The organism is Pseudoxanthomonas sp. LjRoot143, assembly GCF_964252945.1.
GTDB lineage: Bacteria > Pseudomonadota > Gammaproteobacteria > Xanthomonadales > Xanthomonadaceae > Pseudoxanthomonas_A.
The window spans coordinates 2,635,813-2,652,170 of record NZ_CAXUPM020000001.1; the positions used below are offsets into that span (position 1 = coordinate 2,635,813).

At 68.9% G+C, this 16,358-nt stretch carries 15 protein-coding genes; 8 read left to right on the top strand and 7 right to left on the bottom strand.

The annotated features are described in order from the left end of the window. Window positions 1-158 precede the first annotated feature (158 nt). The 4 genes from ACSQ1W_RS12795 to ACSQ1W_RS12810 are packed head-to-tail and all read left to right on the top strand — an operon-like array spanning window position 159 to window position 4,031. Window positions 159-2,015: an amidohydrolase gene (locus ACSQ1W_RS12795; RefSeq protein ID WP_436046183.1), complete on the top strand. Its 1,857-nt coding sequence runs from the start codon at window positions 159-161 to the stop codon at window positions 2,013-2,015. A gap of 2 nt (window positions 2,016-2,017) precedes the next feature. After that, window positions 2,018-3,652, top strand: a complete 1,635-nt coding sequence (locus tag ACSQ1W_RS12800) for an MFS transporter (RefSeq protein ID WP_436043994.1) — start codon at window positions 2,018-2,020, stop codon at window positions 3,650-3,652. Continuing rightward, entirely contained in the window at window positions 3,649-3,879 is a 231-nt protein-coding gene (locus ACSQ1W_RS12805; protein ID WP_436043996.1) for a XapX domain-containing protein, read from the top strand. The genes ACSQ1W_RS12800 and ACSQ1W_RS12805 overlap by 4 nt, the downstream gene beginning before the upstream one ends. Beyond that, window positions 3,876-4,031 carry a DUF1427 family protein gene (locus ACSQ1W_RS12810; RefSeq protein WP_436043998.1) on the top strand — a complete coding sequence of 52 codons (156 nt, stop codon included), beginning with the start codon at window positions 3,876-3,878 and terminating at the stop codon, window positions 4,029-4,031. The genes ACSQ1W_RS12805 and ACSQ1W_RS12810 overlap by 4 nt, the downstream gene beginning before the upstream one ends. Before the next feature lie 323 nt (window positions 4,032-4,354). Here the strand turns inward: ACSQ1W_RS12810 and hutU are convergent, their stop codons facing one another. Further along, complete coding sequence (hutU, locus tag ACSQ1W_RS12815; RefSeq protein ID WP_436044000.1) at window positions 4,355-6,022, bottom strand: urocanate hydratase; 1,668 nt, start codon at window positions 6,020-6,022, stop codon at window positions 4,355-4,357. A gap of 107 nt (window positions 6,023-6,129) precedes the next feature. Here hutU and ACSQ1W_RS12820 point away from each other — a divergent pair, with 107 nt between their 5' ends. Continuing rightward, the gene (locus ACSQ1W_RS12820) at window positions 6,130-6,858 is read left to right on the top strand and encodes a ThuA domain-containing protein (protein ID WP_436044002.1); all 729 of its coding nucleotides are present in this window, start codon (window positions 6,130-6,132) and stop codon (window positions 6,856-6,858) included. 40 nt (window positions 6,859-6,898) lie between these two features. Here ACSQ1W_RS12820 and ACSQ1W_RS12825 read toward each other — a convergent pair whose 3' ends face one another. Then, complete coding sequence (locus tag ACSQ1W_RS12825) at window positions 6,899-7,240, bottom strand: hypothetical protein (RefSeq protein WP_436044004.1); 342 nt, start codon at window positions 7,238-7,240, stop codon at window positions 6,899-6,901. Window positions 7,241-7,327: 87 nt separating this feature from the next. Beyond that, entirely contained in the window at window positions 7,328-7,849 is a 522-nt protein-coding gene (locus ACSQ1W_RS12830; protein WP_436044006.1) for a YybH family protein, read from the bottom strand. Window positions 7,850-7,906: 57 nt separating this feature from the next. On the opposite strand from ACSQ1W_RS12830, the gene ACSQ1W_RS12835 reads away from it, so the two are divergent. The 3 genes from ACSQ1W_RS12835 to ACSQ1W_RS12845 all read left to right on the top strand — a co-directional run bounded on the left by ACSQ1W_RS12835 (window position 7,907) and on the right by ACSQ1W_RS12845 (window position 11,314). Continuing rightward, window positions 7,907-9,172 (top strand): ectonucleotide pyrophosphatase/phosphodiesterase, encoded by a 1,266-nt coding sequence (locus tag ACSQ1W_RS12835; protein WP_436044008.1) that lies wholly within the window; start codon window positions 7,907-7,909, stop codon window positions 9,170-9,172. A 49-nt stretch (window positions 9,173-9,221) separates the two neighbouring features. Beyond that, window positions 9,222-10,718, top strand: a complete 1,497-nt coding sequence (locus ACSQ1W_RS12840) for an AlkA N-terminal domain-containing protein (RefSeq protein ID WP_436044010.1) — start codon at window positions 9,222-9,224, stop codon at window positions 10,716-10,718. A gap of 98 nt (window positions 10,719-10,816) precedes the next feature. Continuing rightward, a complete protein-coding gene (locus ACSQ1W_RS12845) occupies window positions 10,817-11,314 on the top strand; it encodes a methylated-DNA--[protein]-cysteine S-methyltransferase (protein WP_436044012.1) in 498 nt (165 codons plus the stop codon). A gap of 5 nt (window positions 11,315-11,319) precedes the next feature. Here the strand turns inward: ACSQ1W_RS12845 and ACSQ1W_RS12850 are convergent, their stop codons facing one another. From ACSQ1W_RS12850 to ACSQ1W_RS12865, 4 genes are all read right to left on the bottom strand, one after another. Next, window positions 11,320-12,081 carry a LytR/AlgR family response regulator transcription factor gene (locus ACSQ1W_RS12850; RefSeq protein WP_436044014.1) on the bottom strand — a complete coding sequence of 254 codons (762 nt, stop codon included), beginning with the start codon at window positions 12,079-12,081 and terminating at the stop codon, window positions 11,320-11,322. Next, window positions 12,078-13,310, bottom strand: a complete 1,233-nt coding sequence (locus ACSQ1W_RS12855; RefSeq protein ID WP_436044016.1) for a sensor histidine kinase — start codon at window positions 13,308-13,310, stop codon at window positions 12,078-12,080. Before ACSQ1W_RS12855 ends, ACSQ1W_RS12850 begins: the two co-directional genes overlap by 4 nt. Next, on the bottom strand, window positions 13,307-14,938 hold the full coding sequence (locus ACSQ1W_RS12860) for a serine hydrolase (protein ID WP_436044018.1): 1,632 nt from the start codon (window positions 14,936-14,938) through the stop codon (window positions 13,307-13,309). Before ACSQ1W_RS12860 ends, ACSQ1W_RS12855 begins: the two co-directional genes overlap by 4 nt. A 144-nt stretch (window positions 14,939-15,082) precedes the next feature. Continuing rightward, entirely contained in the window at window positions 15,083-16,339 is a 1,257-nt protein-coding gene (locus tag ACSQ1W_RS12865) for a formimidoylglutamate deiminase (RefSeq protein ID WP_436044020.1), read from the bottom strand. Between the last annotated feature and the right edge of the window lie 19 nt (window positions 16,340-16,358).

The following is a 16,358-nucleotide window of genomic DNA, read 5'->3' on the forward strand; positions in this document are numbered from 1 at the left end:
AACCGATCAGTGCCGTTCAGCATCGCGGGCACTCGTCTCCATTTGCCCGGAGCACGTTGATGGACATTGATGACGCCCGTCGCCACCTGCTGAAGGGCATGGCGGCCGCCGCCACGCTCGCGGCGCTGCCTGGCAACGCCCGACCCGGAGATCCCCGCATGGCCGACCTGATCCTGCGCAACGCGCGCATCACCACGCTGGATGTCGCCCGGCCTTCCGCCAGCGCCATCGCGTTCGCCGACGGTCGCGTGCTGGTGGTGGGCGACGAGGCGCAGGTGATGGCGCACGCCCGCGATGCCACCCGCGTGATCGACGCCGGTGGCCGCCGGCTGGTGCCCGGCCTCAACGACAGCCATACGCACCTGATCCGCGGCGGCCTGAACTACAACCTGGAACTGCGCTGGGACGGTGTGCGCTCGCTGGCCGATGCCATGGCGATGCTGAAGGCGCAGGTCGCCGTCACCCCGGCGCCGCAATGGGTGCGCGTGGTCGGGGGTTTCAGCGAATCGCAGTTCGCCGAAAAGCGCTTGCCGACGCTGGAGGAGTTGAACGCCGCCGCACCTGATACGCCGGTCTTCATCCTGCACCTGTACGACCGCGCCCTGCTCAACCGCGCCGCATTGCGCGCGGTGGGCTACACCAAGGACACACCGGACCCGCCCGGCGGCGAGATCCAGCGCGACAAGGCCGGCAATCCCACCGGCCTGCTGCTGGCGAAGCCCAACGCGTTGATCCTCTATGCGACGCTGGCGATGGGGCCACGCCTGCCGGCGGACTACCAGCTCAACTCCACGCGGCATTTCATGCGCGAGCTCAACCGGCTGGGCATCACCTCGGTGATCGACGCCGGCGGCGGCTTCCAGAACTATCCGGAGGACTACCGGATCATCGAGCAGCTGCACGCCGACGGACAGCTGACGGTGCGCATCGCCTACAACCTCTTCACCCAGAAGAAGGGCGAGGAGCTGGCCGACTTCCAGCGCTGGTCGACGATGCTGAAGCCTGGCCAGGGCGACGATCTGCTGCGCCACAACGGTGCCGGCGAGATGCTGGTGTTCTCGGCGGCGGACTTCGAGGACTTCCGCGAGCCACGCCCCGACCTGCCGGCGACACTCGAGGGCGACCTGGCGAACGTGGTGCGCTTCCTCGCCGAACAGCGCTGGCCGTTCCGCATCCACGCCACTTACGATGAGAGCATCACCCGCGTGCTCGACGTCTACGAGCAGGTGAACCGCGAGGTGCCGTTCGACGGCCTGCACTGGATCGTCGATCACGCGGAAACCATCTCGCCGCGCAACATCGACCGCGTGCGCGCGCTGGGCGGGGGCATCGCCATCCAGCACCGCATGGCCTACCAGGGCGAGTTCTTCGCTGCGCGCTACGGCAAGGACGCGCTGCGACATACGCCGCCGGTGCGGCGCATGCTGCAGGCCGGTGTGCCGGTCGGTGCCGGCACCGACGCCACCCGCGTCGCCAGCTACAACCCGTGGGTGGCCCTGTACTGGCTGGTCAGCGGACGCACGCTCGGCGGCCTGCAGATGTACGGCGACGACAACCGGCTGGAACGCGAAGAAGCCCTGCAACTGTGGACGCACGGCAGCGCGTGGTTTTCCACCGAGCAGGCACGCAAGGGCCGACTGGCGCCCGGCCAGTTCGCCGACTGCGCACTGCTGTCGGCCGACTACTTGGCCGTGGCCGAAGACGACATCCCCGACATCACCAGCGTGCTGACGGTGGTGGGCGGCCGCATCGTGCACGGCACCGGGCCGTTCGCACCGCACGCACCGACGCTGCCGGCGCCGATGCCCGACTGGTCGCCGGTCAACCGCTTCGGCGGCTACCAGGGCGGTACGCTGGCGCAGGCCAGTGCGGCACTGGCCCATGCGCACGGCCCGGCATGCCGCGTGCACGCGCACGACCCTGCCGGCCACCACCACGCGGCCCATCACGCCGTGCCGACGCGCGACCTGCAGGCGTTCTGGGGCACGCTCGGCTGCGCCTGCTTCGCGTTCTGACGATGTCCACGCCCGCTCCGCACGGCCCCTGGTCCCCGTTGGGACAACCGACGTTCCGCGCGCTCTGGCTCGCGATCCTGGTCGGCAACATCGGCACTTGGGTACACGATGTCGCGGCCGCCTGGATCATGGCCGAAACGACGAACTCGCCGTTGATGGTCGCCGCCGTGCAGTCGGCGACCACCCTGCCGGTGGTGGTGCTGGCCATCGTCGCCGGCACGCTGGCGGACATCGTCGACCGTCGCCGCTACCTGATCGTCGCGCAACTGTGGATGCTGCTGGTGGCCAGCACGCTGGCGGTGCTCGCGCACCTCGACGCACTGGGTCCCTGGACCCTCATCGCCCTGACGTTCGCGCTCGGCATCGGCGCGGCGATGGCGATGCCGGCGCAGCAGGCCACCACGCCGGAGCTGGTGCCCAAACCCATGCTTGGACCGGCCGTGGCGCTGGGTTCGCTGAGCATGAACATCGCGCGCGCGACCGGTCCCGCGCTGGGCGGCCTGATCGTGGCGCAGGCCGGCATCGCCTGGGCATTCGCGGTCAACGCACTGACGTTCCTTGCCGTGGCGGTCGTGCTGTGGCGCTGGCGGCGCACGCCGACGGTGTCGGTGCTGCCGCCCGAGACCTTCGGCGTCGCCCTGCGCGCTGGGCTGCGTTATGCCACCCAGGCCAGCGTGCTGCAGGCGGTGCTGGTGAAGGCCGCCTGCTTCTTCACGTTCGCCAGCGCGCTGACGGCGCTGCTACCCATCGTCGTGAAACAGGACCTGGCCGCGAGCGCCGGCACCTACGGCCTGTTGCTCGGATGCATCGGTGCCGGTGCCATCGGCGGCGCGATGCTGCTGCCCGGACTGCGCGCACGCATGGATCCCGACCGCATGGTCATGGTGGCGACGCTGGCCTATGCGTTGTGCATCCTGGCCATCGCCTGGCTGCGCTGGATCCCGCTGCTGTATGCCGTGGCGCTGCTGGCCGGCTTCGCGTGGATCAGCGTGCTGTCGTCGCTGCAGATCGCCGCGCAGACCGCGGTGCCCGCCTGGGTGCGCGCCCGCGCGCTCTCGTTGTACATCGTGGTGTTTTCCGCCGGCATGGCGATCGGCAGCCTCGGCTGGGGCTGGCTGGCGCAGGCCATCGGCTCGCCACAGGCACTCGTGGCGGCCGCCGTGGGAACTGCTGTGGCTGCGCTGGCCAGTATCGGGTTCAAATTGGGGGCGGCGGCACACGTCAACGTCACGCCTTCCGGCCATTGGCCGCAACCGGTGATCGCCGACGACATCCACGACGACCGTGGCCCGGTGCTGGTGACGATCGAGTACCGGGTCGCGCTGACGCAGCGTGAGGAATTTCTGCGCCGCTTGCAGCCGCTCGGACACGCGCGCCGACGCAACGGTGCGCTGCAGTGGGGCGTGGCCGAGGACAGCACCCAGCCCGGGCTTTACCTGGAGTATTTCGTCGACAGTTCGTGGCGCGAACACCTGCGCCAGCACGAACGCGTGACCGAAGACGAACGCGCGATCCAGGACGCCCTGCTGGAGACGCTGGCCGATCCCACGCAGCGGCCGCAGGTGCGCCATTTCATCGGCGGTGCACCGGGGACCGCACCGCCCGCCGCCCCCTCCAACCAGGGGCGCCTCGCATGAAAGGGAAATTCATCGCAGGGCTCCTGCTCGGCTTTGGCATCGGTTTCGGTTGCCGCGCCTTCGGCGTGCCGGTGCCCGCGCCGCCGGTACTGGTCGGCGCCCTGTTGGTGGTCGCGATGACCAGCGGCTATATGCTGGCGGATCGCCTGCTCGTTCGCCGCGAAGCGCAGCATCGGCGCGATTGCGGCGGCCCTACCGGACGGACCTCGAGGAGCGATGCGCCATGATCACTGCCCTGGTAGGCATCTTGTTGGCGCTCTGCATCGGAATCGCCTGCCGTTGGCTGGACATTCCGGTTCCGGCGCCGCCGCGGCTGGAGGGCGCCCTTCTCGTCGTAGCCATGACATGTGGATACATGCTGGCTGGCCATCTCTTGTAGGGCAAGGCAAGGGCCACTGGAGCGAAAGGGGATGCTGCCCTCTTCTGGCCCCACTCTGTCCAATCCTTAACTGGCGGCGCTGGTCGACCGAGTCGACGATCACGTCTGGAGTCGGTCGGACCAGGCTGCATCGGGAGGCCTTCGCTCGCGGACCGAGCAGAACCCTCTCTCCTGGCCCCCTGGGAAGGTAGGGACCCGATCTTTCCAGCGACTCGGTTTGTGTCGACATCCGCTTCGGGACGACAGCAGACTCGCGATCGAAACGACATATACGCAAACGGCCAGCAATCGCGGGCCGTTTGCCTGACGCATTGACCACAGTCTCACACCATCGGCAGCTTCAACCCCTGCTCCTTCGCGCACTGCACAGCGATGTCGTAGCCGGCATCGGCATGACGCATCACGCCGGTGCCGGGGTCGTTCCACAGTACGCGGGCGATGCGCTTGTCCGCTTCCTCGGTGCCGTCGCAGACGATGACCACGCCGGAGTGCTGCGAATAGCCCATGCCGACGCCGCCGCCGTGGTGCAGCGACACCCAGGTGGCGCCGCCCGCGACGTTCAACATCGCGTTCAACAGCGGCCAGTCAGAAACCGCATCGCTGCCGTCCTTCATCGCTTCGGTCTCGCGGTTCGGCGAGGCCACGCTGCCGCTGTCCAGGTGATCGCGGCCGATCACCACCGGCGCCTTCAGTTCACCGTTGCGCACCATCTCGTTGAACGCCAGGCCGAGCTTGTGGCGCAGGCCCAGGCCGACCCAGCAGATGCGCGCCGGCAGGCCCTGGAAGCTGATGCGCTCGCGCGCCATGTCCAGCCAGCGATGCAGGTGGGCATCGTCGGGGATCAGTTCCTTGACCTTGGCATCGGTCTTGTAGATGTCCTCCGGATCGCCGCTCAGCGCAACCCAGCGGAACGGACCCACGCCGCGGCAGAACAGCGGCCGCACATAGGCCGGCACAAAGCCGGGAAAATCGAACGCGTTCTGCAGGCCTTCGTCGAACGCCATCTGGCGGATGTTGTTGCCGTAATCGAACGTCGGCACGCCCATCTGCTGGAATGCCAGCATCGCCTCGACGTGCACGCGCATCGCCTGCTTGGCGGCGTCGCGCACGCGCTCGGGTTCGGCCTTCTGCGCGGCCAGCCACTGCTCGACCGTCCAGCCGATCGGCAGGTAGCCGTGCACGGGATCGTGCGCGCTGGTCTGGTCGGTGACGGCATCCGGACGCACGCCGCGCTTCACCAGTTCCGGCAGGATCTCGGCGGCGTTGCCGAGCAGCGCGATGGATTTCGCTTCTCCTGCCGCGGTGTACTTCGCGATGCGCGCAAGCGCGTCATCGAGGTCGGTGGCCTGCTCGTCCACGTAGCGCGTGCGCAGGCGCATGTCGATGCTCGACTGGCGGCATTCGATGTTCAGCGAACTGGCGCCGGCCAGCGCCGCGGCCAGCGGCTGCGCGCCACCCATGCCACCGAGACCGGCGGTAAGGATCCACTTGCCGGTCAGGTCGCCGCCGTAGTGCTGGCGACCCATCTCGACGAACGTCTCGTAGGTACCCTGCACGATGCCCTGGCTGCCGATGTAGATCCACGAGCCGGCGGTCATCTGGCCGTACATCGCCAGGCCCTTCTTATCGAGCTCGTTGAAGTGCTCCCACGTGGCCCAGTGCGGCACCAGGTTGGAGTTGGCGATCAGCACGCGCGGCGCATCGGCGTGCGTGGGGAAGATGCCGACCGGCTTGCCCGACTGCACCAGCAGCGTCTCGTTGTCGTCGAGCTCGCGCAGCGACGTCAGGATGGCGTCGTAGCAGGCCCAGTCGCGGGCGGCGCGGCCGATACCGCCGTAGACGACCAGCGCGGTGGGATCCTCGGCCACTTCCGCGTCCAGGTTGTTCTGCAGCATCCGGTACGGCGCTTCGCTGAGCCAGGACTTGCAGGTGAGCGTGGCGCCGCGCGGAGCGCGGATGACGCGGGACGGGTCGTGGCGGGGATCGGACATGGCGGGTTCCAGATGCAGATTGGCCGCCATTATCGCGGCGGCCCGCGGTCGGGCGCGAGCCGGGGCGATGCTGCAGTGCGTGATCGCTGGCATGGCAGAATCGGGCCATGACGCTCCTCCGCTTCCCTGCCCTGCTGCTTGCCGGCCTGTTGGTCACGGCGCCCCTGGCCGCTGCAGCACCGGACCGCGTACTGGTGTTCTCGAAGACGGCGAAGTTCCGCCACGAGTCCATTCCGGTGGCCGTGGCGACGCTGCAGCGCCTGGCGGCTGCCGAGGGTATGCCGGTGGATGCGACCGAGGACGCCGACGTGTTCACCGCCGCCAATCTGGCGCGCTACCGCGTGGTGGTGTTCGCCAGCACCACCGGCGACGTGCTGGACGAGGCCCAGCAGGCGGCGATGGAAGGGTTCGTGCGCGGCGGCGGCGGCTTCGTCGGCGTGCATGCCGCCGCAGACACGGAGTACGACTGGCCCTGGTACGGGCGGCTGGTAGGTGCCTACTTCAAGAACCACCCACCGGGACTGCAATCCACGCAGGTGCAGCCGGAGCATGACGGACAGCCCGTCGGCGCACGCTGGCCGATCACCGACGAACTGTACAACTACCGCACCAATCCGCGCGCGCAGGTGCGCGTCATCGCCACGGTGGACGAGCGCGAATACGAGGGCGGACAGATGGGCGACGACCACCCGATCGCCTGGTGCCACGCTTTCGATGGGGGCCGCAGCTGGTACACCGGGTTGGGCCACGAGGCGAAGGTCTACGGCGACGCCAATGTCACGGCGCAGCTGGCGCGCGGGCTGCGCTACGCGGCTGGACGTTCGGACGACTGCTGAGGCGGCGTCGCGCGAAAAGCAGGAGGGCTCGGGCCGGCGGTCAGTTCATCGCCGGATCGAGCGCACGCAGTGCATCGGCGAGGTTGGTGTGGCCGGTACGGTCGATGTCGTCCTTGCTGTAGACGCGACCAGGCTGGCCGGTGCAGCGCGGCTTGCCGTCACGCTGGGTGATGCGGCTGCCGGTGTGGCGCAGGCAGTTCTCCTCGGACAGACGCTTCCTGCCATCGGCTGCCACAGGGGTCTGCCCGTCGGGGGCCGCCTGCGGAACCTGCTCCGCTGGGGCCGGCGCGGCGGTGGGCACCTGTTCGGTGGTGGTCTGCGCCTGTGCGGTCGCAGCGGCCAGGCTGACCGCCAGGGCCAGCATCAGGGGAAGGCGTTTCATGGGCGGCTCCCGGGCGTGAATGTGACTTCACGATACGCCTCCCGCCTGCGGGCAGCACCCCGGCAACGCGCTGCGTTTAGGCCGGCCTCAGCCAGCGGGACAGGCGGCGCCTTCACCGTCGCGGAAGCGCTGCACGGCCACGGCGTCGGCCGGTTGCGGCGGGATGCCATCGTCGAACAGCACCCGCCAGATGCCGTCGTCGCCACGCTGCCAGACCGAGCCGAACCGCCCGAGCCGGGTGGCCCCGGTCTTCGGGTCCTCGTACAGCGCGGGACCGCTCGAATAGACGGTGCGGCCATCGCCGCCCAGCGTGACGACCGCGGGATACCAGCGCAGGACCAGTGCGGTGCCGTCGATCAGGCCAGCCCACTCGCGAGCGATCGCCTCGCGGCCACGGGTCGGTTTTCCGCTGACGCCGAACGCGGCATCCGGGTGCAGGTGCTCCGCGAAGGCGGCGGCGTCGTGCTCGGCGACGGAGCGGGCGAAGCTACGTTCACGCTGCCAGACCGCGCATTCGGCCTCGCGGATGGCATCGGTGGCGCCTGCGCCGCAAGGCGCGATGGCGCACGCCAGCAGCAGCACGGACGAAAGTCGGACGACCTGTGTCATGCGGATGCTCCCTGAGTCTGCCAAGCTGTACGCGATTTCAGCTTCTGCACCTACCGCATGCGCCTGCCATTGGTCAGGGTGACGGTGCTGGCCGCCCTGCTGTGGACGGCCGGCTGCACCACCACCCCCTCCGCTCCCTCCACGACGCCGCCCGCACCGCACAGCGTCGTCCTGATCTCCATCGACGGCCTGCCGGCCAGCGCCCTGGGCCGCGGCAACACCCCCACGCTCGACAGGCTCGCCCGCGAGGGCGTGCGCGCCGACTGGATGAATCCCTCCTACCCGGTGCTGACGTTCCCGAACCACTTCACCCTGGTCACCGGCCTGCGCCCGGACCGCCACGGGATCATCCACAACAGCATGCGCGACGACGCCGTCGGCGGCTTCAAGGTGACCGACAAGGCGGCCGGCGCCGATGCGCGCTGGTGGCAGGGAGAGCCGATCTGGAACACCGCCGGCCAGGCCGGCCTGCGCACCGCCGTCTGGGCATGGCCGGGCAATGCCGCACCGATCAACGGCCTGCGCCCCACGCGCTGGGTACCGTACTCACCGGAGATCGATTCCGCCGCGCGCGCCGACCAGGTCGCGGCATGGATGACCGAACCACCGGCCACCCGCCCGCACCTGGCCGCGCTGTATATCGAGCGCGTCGACAACGTCGGCCACGAAAAGGGGCCCGATGCACCGGAGACGCGCGCGGCGATCCGCGAAGTGGACGCGGCCGTCGGCCGCATCGTGCAGGCACTGGACGCGCACAGCCTGAGGGCATCGACCGACATCGTGGTGGTCTCGGACCACGGCATGGCGCCGGTGCGTCCGGACCAGTACATCGCCATCGAGGACATGGCCACGATCGAGCAGGCCGAAGCGGTCAGCACCGGCCAGGTGATCGGCTTCAACCCGCGTGCGGGTCATGAGGCGTCCACCGCGAAGCGCCTGCTCGGCCGCCACGACCATTACGAATGCTGGCGCAAGCAGGACCTGCCGGCCCGCTGGCATTACGGCGCGCATCCGCGCGTGCCGGCGATCGTCTGCCAGTTCGACGAGGGCTGGAACGGTGTGCCCGCCGAGCAACTGGCGCGGGTGCCGACCGACCGTCTGAACCGCGGTTCGCATGGCTACGACAACACGCTGCCCTCCATGCGCGCGGTGTTCGTGGCCGCAGGCCCGAGCTTTCGCCACGGCATCACGTTGCCCGCGTTCGACAACGTGGACGTCTATCCGCTGCTGGCCACGCTGCTGGGCATCACGCCGGCGCACAACGACGGTTCGACGGACGTGTTCACGCCCGCGCTGACGCCGCGGACAGGCGCCGCCCATTGATGTCCGGAACCGGTGAGTCCGTGCGCAGGGGCGGTGCTAGCCTGCCCCCATGGTCACCGATGCCACCGCCCTGCCCGATCCGCGCGTCTGCGAACAGGCCCGACTGAGCCGCGATGCCCGCTTCGACGGGCTGTTCTTCACCGCCGTCACCAGCACGCGGATCTACTGCCGGCCGGTCTGCCCGGCGCCGGCGCCGAAGCCGTCCAACATCGTCTACTACCGCCATGCGGCGGCGGCCGAAGCGGCCGGCTTCCGTCCCTGCCTGCGCTGCCGACCGGAGCTCGCGCCCGGCGACGGCGCATGGCGGCGCGGCGACGATGTGGTCGCGCGTGCGCTGAAGATGATCGATCAGGGCGCACTGGTCGATGCGCCGCTGGCGAGCCTGGCGGACAAGGTGGGGCTGGGCGAACGGCAGTTGCGCCGCCTCTTCAGCGAACGATTGGGCGCGACCCCTACCGAAGTGCATGGCACGCGCCGGCTGCTGTTCGCCAAGCAATTGCTGACCGAGACCGCGCTGCCGATCACGCAGGTCGCACTCGCCGCCGGCTTCGGCAGCCTGACCCGCTTCAACACCACGTTCCGCGAGGAGTACCGCATGGCGCCGCGCGAACTGCGCAAGCGCGAAGCGATGCCTTCGCATGACGTGATGACGCTGCGGCTGGGCTATCGCCCACCCTACGATCTGGCTGCGATGCTGGATTTCCTGCGCGGGCGCGCGTTGCCGGGCGTGGAAGTGGTCGATGACGCCAGCTACCTGCGCGTGATCGGCACGGCCGATGCGCCGGGCTGGCTGCGCGTCAGCGCGTGGGGGGCGGATACGCATGCGCTCAAGCTGGAACTGCATGGCGCCGCACCGGCGCAACTGCTGGGCATCGTGCATCGGTTGCGTCGCATGTTCGACCTGGATGCGGATCCGCACGTCATCGCGCAGGCGCTCGGCGGCGATCCCCGCCTGCGTCCGCTGCTGGAGGCGCGTCCCGGCCTGCGGCTGCCGAGCGGCTGGGACGGTTTCGAGATTGCGGTGCGCGCGGTGATCGGCCAGCAGGTCAGCGTGGCGGCCGCGCGCACGCTGACCGCACGGTTGGCGCAACGGCATGGCACGCCACTGGACATGGGAACGGAGGGGCTGACGCACCTGTTCCCGACGCCGGACCGGCTGATCGATGTCGACCTGACCGAGATCGGCCTGACCCGCGCGCGGGCCGACACGATCCGCGGACTGTCGCGCGCGCTGCTGGACGGTCGCGTCGACTTCCATCCCGAACGCACGCTGGAGGATTTCACATCGCGCTGGGTCGCGCTGCCCGGTATCGGCCCATGGACCGCGCATTACATGGCGCTGCGCGCGCTCGGCCATCCGGATGCCTTCCCCGCCGACGACCTGGTGCTGCAGAAAGCCGTACCCGCCGATGGCGTACGCATAACCGCGAAGGCGCTGACCGCTCGCGCGGAAGCCTGGCGGCCGTGGCGCGCGTATGCGGTGATCCATGTGTGGAAGGGCAGCATGGCGGCACCGAAAGTTTCCGCTGCTGTAGGAGCGACGTAAGTCGCGACCGGGATCCTTCAGTCCATAAAAATGCTTCATTCAAGCGGTCGCGACTTACGTCGCTCCTACATTCAAGCCCACGTATCCTGCCTGCCCCCATGATCCTCTACCGCCACCTCGACAGCCCCGTCGGCCTGCTCACCGTCGCCGCGACCGATGTCGGCCTGCATGCGATCGAGTTCCCGCGCAATCGGCATCCTGCCGACCGGCACGGCTGGACCGAAGGCGACCACGCGTTGATCGGCCTGGCGGCTCGGCAACTGGACGAATACTTCGCAGCCAAACGCCATGCCTTCGACCTGCCGCTGGCGCCCCGCGGCACAGAATTCCAGCTAACGGTATGGATGACGCTGGCCGGCATCGGCTATGGCGAGACGATCAGCTACGCGCAACTGGCGCAGCGTGTGGGCAAACCCACGGCGATGCGCGCGGTCGGCGCAGCGAACGGGCGCAACCCGTTGCCGATCGTACTGCCCTGCCATCGTGTGATCGGTGCGGACGGCTCGTTGACCGGTTTCGGCGGCGGTCTGACGACCAAGCAGTTCCTGCTGGAACTCGAAGGCGCGTTGAAGAAGGCCGACGACCTGTTCGGCTGACGCACCTACATGCCGCGGAAGCGCTGCTGGAACGCGGCGCTGACCGGCAACACGTCGGTGCGCCCCTTGACGCTGAGGTGATGGCGGCCGAGTTCGTCCTTGCGTACGCGATCGATCGCCTGCACGCGCACCAGCACGCCACGGTGCACCTGCCAGAACACGTCGGGATCGACCCCGCCCAGCAGCTCCTTCAGCGTCATCCGGATGATCGCCTCGTCGGTGGCGGTCACCACGCGCACGTACTTGTCCTGTGCCTGGAAGAACAGCACGTCGTCGACGGCGATCATCCGCACGCTGTCGCCGACACTGGCGGTGATCCAGCGGATCAGCCGGTCGCCCTGCGGGCGCAGGCGCGCCTCCAGATCGTCGATCAGCGTGCGCAGATCCGGAGCACGCGCATCGGCAAGCCGTTCGCGCACGCGGGCGACCGCCTGTTCGAGTCGCGCATCCTGTACCGGCTTCAGCAGATAGTCGGCCGCGCCCGCCTCGAACGCGCGGATCGCGTAGTCCTCGTAGGCCGTGGTGAAGACGACCAGCCCGCCCTGCGCGACGACCTGGCGTGCGACATCCAGTCCGCTGACACCCGGCATGCGGATGTCGAGGAAGGCGACCTGCGGCCGATGCTGCGCGACCGCCTCCATCGCGGACACGCCGTCTTCGCAGACCGCGACCACGTCAAGCTCCGGCCAGGCCGCGCGCAACTGCTGCTGCAGCGCGCGCCGCTGCGGCGCCTCGTCTTCTGCGATCAGGGCGGTCACGGTATTCATTCCGGTGAACCTACCGGCACCCGGATCTCGGCGCAAACCCCGCGACCGGCCGTATTGGGCGTCAACGCGAAGGCGGCACTCGCACCGTAACGTGCCGCCAGTTGTTCGCGCACGTTCGCCAGGCCGACGCCGGTGCTGAGACCGGGCTGCAGGCCGGCGCCATCGTCGCGCACCTGGACGCGCAGCACGCCGTCATCACGGGACGCGTCGATCTCGATCCGGCCCGGGCCGGGACGCGGCTCGATGCCGTGCTTGATCGCGTTTTCCACCAGTGTGATCAACAGTGAAGGCGGGAAAGGCAACGCACGCAGTAGCTCGTCGGCCCGCACGGTGTACGTCAGCCGCCCGCCCATGCGCACCTGCATCAGCACGAGATAACTCGCGCAGATATCGAGTTGCTGGCCCAGCGTCGCATGCAGGCCGCGGTCGTCGCGCAGCTTGGGAATGGTCGCGCGCAGGAAATCGACCAGCGCGTCCAGCGTGGCCTCGGCCTGCGCGGGATCCTGCCGCACCAGCGCGCGCACCGACGCCAGCGTGTTGAACAGGAAATGCGGTTCCACCTGTGCCTGGAGTACGCCCAGGCGCAGGTCGGCTTCGTGCACACGACTTTCCAGGGCGTGCACTTCACGCGCATGGTGGTGATCGTCCCAGCGGCGCCGTTCGCTGAAATAGGCGCGCAAGGCCAGACCGCCACCGAACAGGCCGTAGATGAGCACCAGCGCGGCAACATTGATTGCCAGCCCGATCGCTTTCAGCAGCGGTGCGACCGGCGCCATCTGTTCGGCCATCGGCAGGCCGGCGGCCACCATGCCCGGCCTGATCAGCTGCTCGATGTATGACGAAGCAACGCGGTCCACGAAGAAGCTCAACACCATGCCTGCCAATACCGCCATCACCACGGCCTTGCGCTCACGCGCCTCTGGCCAGCGTGCATGGCGCACCGCCGTGGCCAGCGCGGGGCCCAGGGTCGCCATCAGGCTGAACGCAATGAACTGGATGACCGTGACCTTCGACGCGACCGCAACGTCGCGGACGGCGATCCCGGTGCCCATGCCGATGAACACCGCCACCACGGCGATGACACTGCAGAACAGCAGGCTGCGTCCTGCCAACCAGCGACGGCCGAACACCGGATACTGGCGATAGCGGCTGAGGACGGTGGTGCCACCCACCAGCACGTCCGCAGGCAGCGGCTCACCCAGCAGGTAGTTGTCGCGCGATCCGCTCACTTCCTTTCACCCCGCAGCTGCTGGCCCGCCTGCTTCAGCGTCAGTGCCACCACCTTGCCTGCCGCATCACGCTCGAAGCTGATCTCGGCGCCCACCGCGTCCATCACGAAGACATCCCGTTGCACCGCCTTCACGGGCAAGGCGGGTTGACCCGTGCCCTGCACCGTCAGCGCATCATCCTGCACCTTGACGGTCAGGCCGAAGCCCGGCACCAGCGGATACTCGCCTTCGTAGTCGCGCAGCGTGGCGGCCTCGACGGCAAAGGCTGGCCGGGCCGCCGCCTTGTCGATGCGCGTGGCCGGCACTGCGGCTCCCATCTGCATCCAGATGAACGTGTAGCCATCCGCACCACGCTGCGGCCGCAGCACGGCATCGACATCACGCGGGTAGAAATCGCCGGCACTGTCGTGGCCCATCCTGTACGCGCCCTGCCCGGCGGGATGGATCTCCAGGGCGTCGCCCTGGCGGCGCAGCGTCATCTTCATGCCGCCGGCCAACGCGTAGTCGCCGACCAGCCCATCGAGCAACGCAGCATCGGGTTTGACTTCGACGCGCGGCTTTCCCAGCGGGAAGCTGGCGTCGACCAGGTGCAACCCCAGCGAGCCCAGGCTGCCGATCGAGTTCCATGTCGTATCCGAGAGGATCACCACACCGCGTCGCTGGTCCTTGTCGAATGAGACGAACGACGAGAAGCCCCCCGTGCCGCCTTCATGCACGTGCACCGTGCGGCCGCCGACCGGCATCAGCATCCAGTTCATCGCCATCGGCGGTGCATCGGACACTTTCTGCTGCGACAGCTTCAGCGCCGGGGCGATGATGCTCGCTTCCGCACCCAGTTGACCCTGCACGTAGCGGACCATGTCATCGAGCGTGGCGCGCACGCCACCGACACCGGCGAGATTGGTCTGGAAGTGCCACGCAGGCGTTGGCCTTGCATTCGGCGTGTGTCCGACCGCAGCGCGTACGCCGGCCGGCGGCGTGTTGATATAGGCGTGCTGCATGCCGAGCGGCGCGAACAGCCGCTGCTTCATCAACGTTTCCATGTCCGTGCCGGCGCGTCGTGCGACGGCATACGACAGCACCATCGAGGCGAAGTTGGAGTATTCGAACGTCGTGCCCGGTGCGGCCGCCAACGTGACGTCGCCGAGCGACGCGAGCAACGCCGCTTCGTCCAGCTTCGCGTACGGGTCGGTCATGTCCGGCGCGCCCATGCGCGAGGGCAACGACGGCAGGCCGGAGGTATGGGTGACGATGTGCCGCAGCAGGATGGGCTTGCCCTGGTAGTCCGGCAGCTTCGTGCCCGGGGGAAGCCAGGCGGACAGCGGATCGTCCAGCGACCCCTTGCCCTGCCCGATCAGATCGGCCAGCAGCGCGGCGGTCATGGTCTTGCTGACCGAACCGATCTCGAACGCGGTATCCGGCCCGATGCGGGCGGCATCCTTCGGATCCGCGCACTGGAACGTGCGGGCCACGGATCCGTTCTCGATCACCGCCACCGCCATGCAGGCGCCGGTGCGGTCGCCCTGCAGGCGCCTGGCGACCGTGTCGGCCAGCGTGGCGTCGGTCATGGCATGGGCGGAACCACTGGCGACTGCCAGCGTCAGGGCAAGGGTGTGCGCGTAGGGCATGGCGAAGCTCCTGTAGGGACAAGAGCCATGCTGCCGCAGGCGCTCAACCGGTATGCGCCTATCGGATGGGACCTGGAATGCCGGCGATGGAACCCCCGATCCGGCCGATGACCGATGGCGCAGGCGGGTCATCGCCGGCCGGCCTCAATCACGCAGCAGTCGCCGGAGTGTTTCGCCGTAACGGCGCGCGATGGCCTCGCCGTCCGCATGCCGTCCCTCGGAAACGACGGTGCGTCCCGCCACGCGGACCTGCTTCACCAGCGGCCGATTGCCGGCGAACAGCCAGCGGTCGACGACGTCGTCGACCGCGGCGCCCGCCAGCACCGGAGCGGCGGCATCCAGCAGCACCGCGTCTTCCCTGACGGACTGGAAGCCCGTGGCATCCGATGCGCTGTCCAGTACGCCCCCCAGCAGCGTTTCGCCGACGCTCGGCGAGTGCGTGGTCACGGCGATGTTGCGGTGACGCGTGAACAGGCGCTGGCCGTACTCCAGCCAGCGCAACTCCTCGACCGGCGACACCGACACGTGCGAATCCGAGCCGATGCCCCAGCGGCCGCCTGCCTGCAGGTAGTCGCGCAACGGGAACAGGCCGTCACCGAGGTTGGCCTCCGTGGTCGGGCAGATCGCGACGGTGGCGCCGCTGGATGCGATGCCGCGCGTCTCTTCCTGCGTCAGGTGGGTGGCGTGCACCAGCGTCCAGCGGCGGTCGACGGCAAACTCCCGCAGCAGCCATTCGACGGGGCGCGCGTTGCGGACCGCCAGGCTGTCCTGGACTTCGCCCACCTGTTCGGCGATGTGGATGTGGATCGGCGCGTCGGCCGGCAGCGCCGCCAGCACCTCGCGCATCGCGGCTTCCGGTACCGCACGCAGGCTGTGGAACGCGCAGCCGATGCGCAGTTGCGCGTCCTGCAGCGGATGCAGGTCCTCCAGCAGCCGGAGAAAATCCCCGACACCGTGGCCGAAGCGCTGCTGCCGTGCCGACAGCGCCCGCCCGTCGAAACCGCCCGTCATGTACAGCACCGGCAACAACGTCATGCGGATGCCGGTGTCGCGCGCAGCGGCGGTCAGCGCCTTCGACATGGCGGCCCGATCGGCGTATGGCGTGCCGTCGGGCTGGTGATGCACATAGTGGAACTCGCAGACGGCCGTGTAACCGGCCTCCAGCATTTCGGCATAGAGCTGCGTCGCCACGGCGTACGTGCTGTCCGGATCCATCCGCGCCGCGAAGCGGTACATGATCTCGCGCCAGGTCCAGAAGCTGTCCTCCGGATGCGTCTGCCGCTCCGCCAGACCGGCCATGGCGCGCTGGAAGGCATGCGAATGCAGATTGGCGATGCCCGGTACACGCCAGCCGCCTTCGACAGCGGTAGCCAAGCCTGCGGTGGAATCGGGGTTCGACATGGCGGTGCTTACGGCCGGC

Bases quoted from the DNA above. Each gene is read 5' to 3' on its own strand.
- ACSQ1W_RS12850 (WP_436044014.1), bottom strand. From the start codon at position 12,081: ATGAATACCGTGACCGCCCTGATCGCAGAAGACGAGGCGCCGCAGCGG.
- ACSQ1W_RS12840 (WP_436044010.1), top strand. From the start codon at position 9,222: ATGGTCACCGATGCCACCGCCCTGCCCGATCCGCGCGTCTGCGAACAG.
- ACSQ1W_RS12845 (WP_436044012.1), top strand. From the start codon at position 10,817: ATGATCCTCTACCGCCACCTCGACAGCCCCGTCGGCCTGCTCACCGTC.
- ACSQ1W_RS12835 (WP_436044008.1), top strand. From the start codon at position 7,907: ATGCGCCTGCCATTGGTCAGGGTGACGGTGCTGGCCGCCCTGCTGTGG.
- ACSQ1W_RS12800 (WP_436043994.1), top strand. From the start codon at position 2,018: ATGTCCACGCCCGCTCCGCACGGCCCCTGGTCCCCGTTGGGACAACCG.
- ACSQ1W_RS12860 (WP_436044018.1), bottom strand. From the start codon at position 14,938: ATGCCCTACGCGCACACCCTTGCCCTGACGCTGGCAGTCGCCAGTGGT.
- ACSQ1W_RS12865 (WP_436044020.1), bottom strand. From the start codon at position 16,339: ATGTCGAACCCCGATTCCACCGCAGGCTTGGCTACCGCTGTCGAAGGC.
- hutU (WP_436044000.1), bottom strand. From the start codon at position 6,022: ATGTCCGATCCCCGCCACGACCCGTCCCGCGTCATCCGCGCTCCGCGC.
- ACSQ1W_RS12820 (WP_436044002.1), top strand. From the start codon at position 6,130: ATGACGCTCCTCCGCTTCCCTGCCCTGCTGCTTGCCGGCCTGTTGGTC.
- ACSQ1W_RS12805 (WP_436043996.1), top strand. From the start codon at position 3,649: ATGAAAGGGAAATTCATCGCAGGGCTCCTGCTCGGCTTTGGCATCGGT.
- ACSQ1W_RS12825 (WP_436044004.1), bottom strand. From the start codon at position 7,240: ATGAAACGCCTTCCCCTGATGCTGGCCCTGGCGGTCAGCCTGGCCGCT.
- ACSQ1W_RS12795 (WP_436046183.1), top strand. From the start codon at position 159: ATGGCCGACCTGATCCTGCGCAACGCGCGCATCACCACGCTGGATGTC.
- ACSQ1W_RS12810 (WP_436043998.1), top strand. From the start codon at position 3,876: ATGATCACTGCCCTGGTAGGCATCTTGTTGGCGCTCTGCATCGGAATC.
- ACSQ1W_RS12830 (WP_436044006.1), bottom strand. From the start codon at position 7,849: ATGACACAGGTCGTCCGACTTTCGTCCGTGCTGCTGCTGGCGTGCGCC.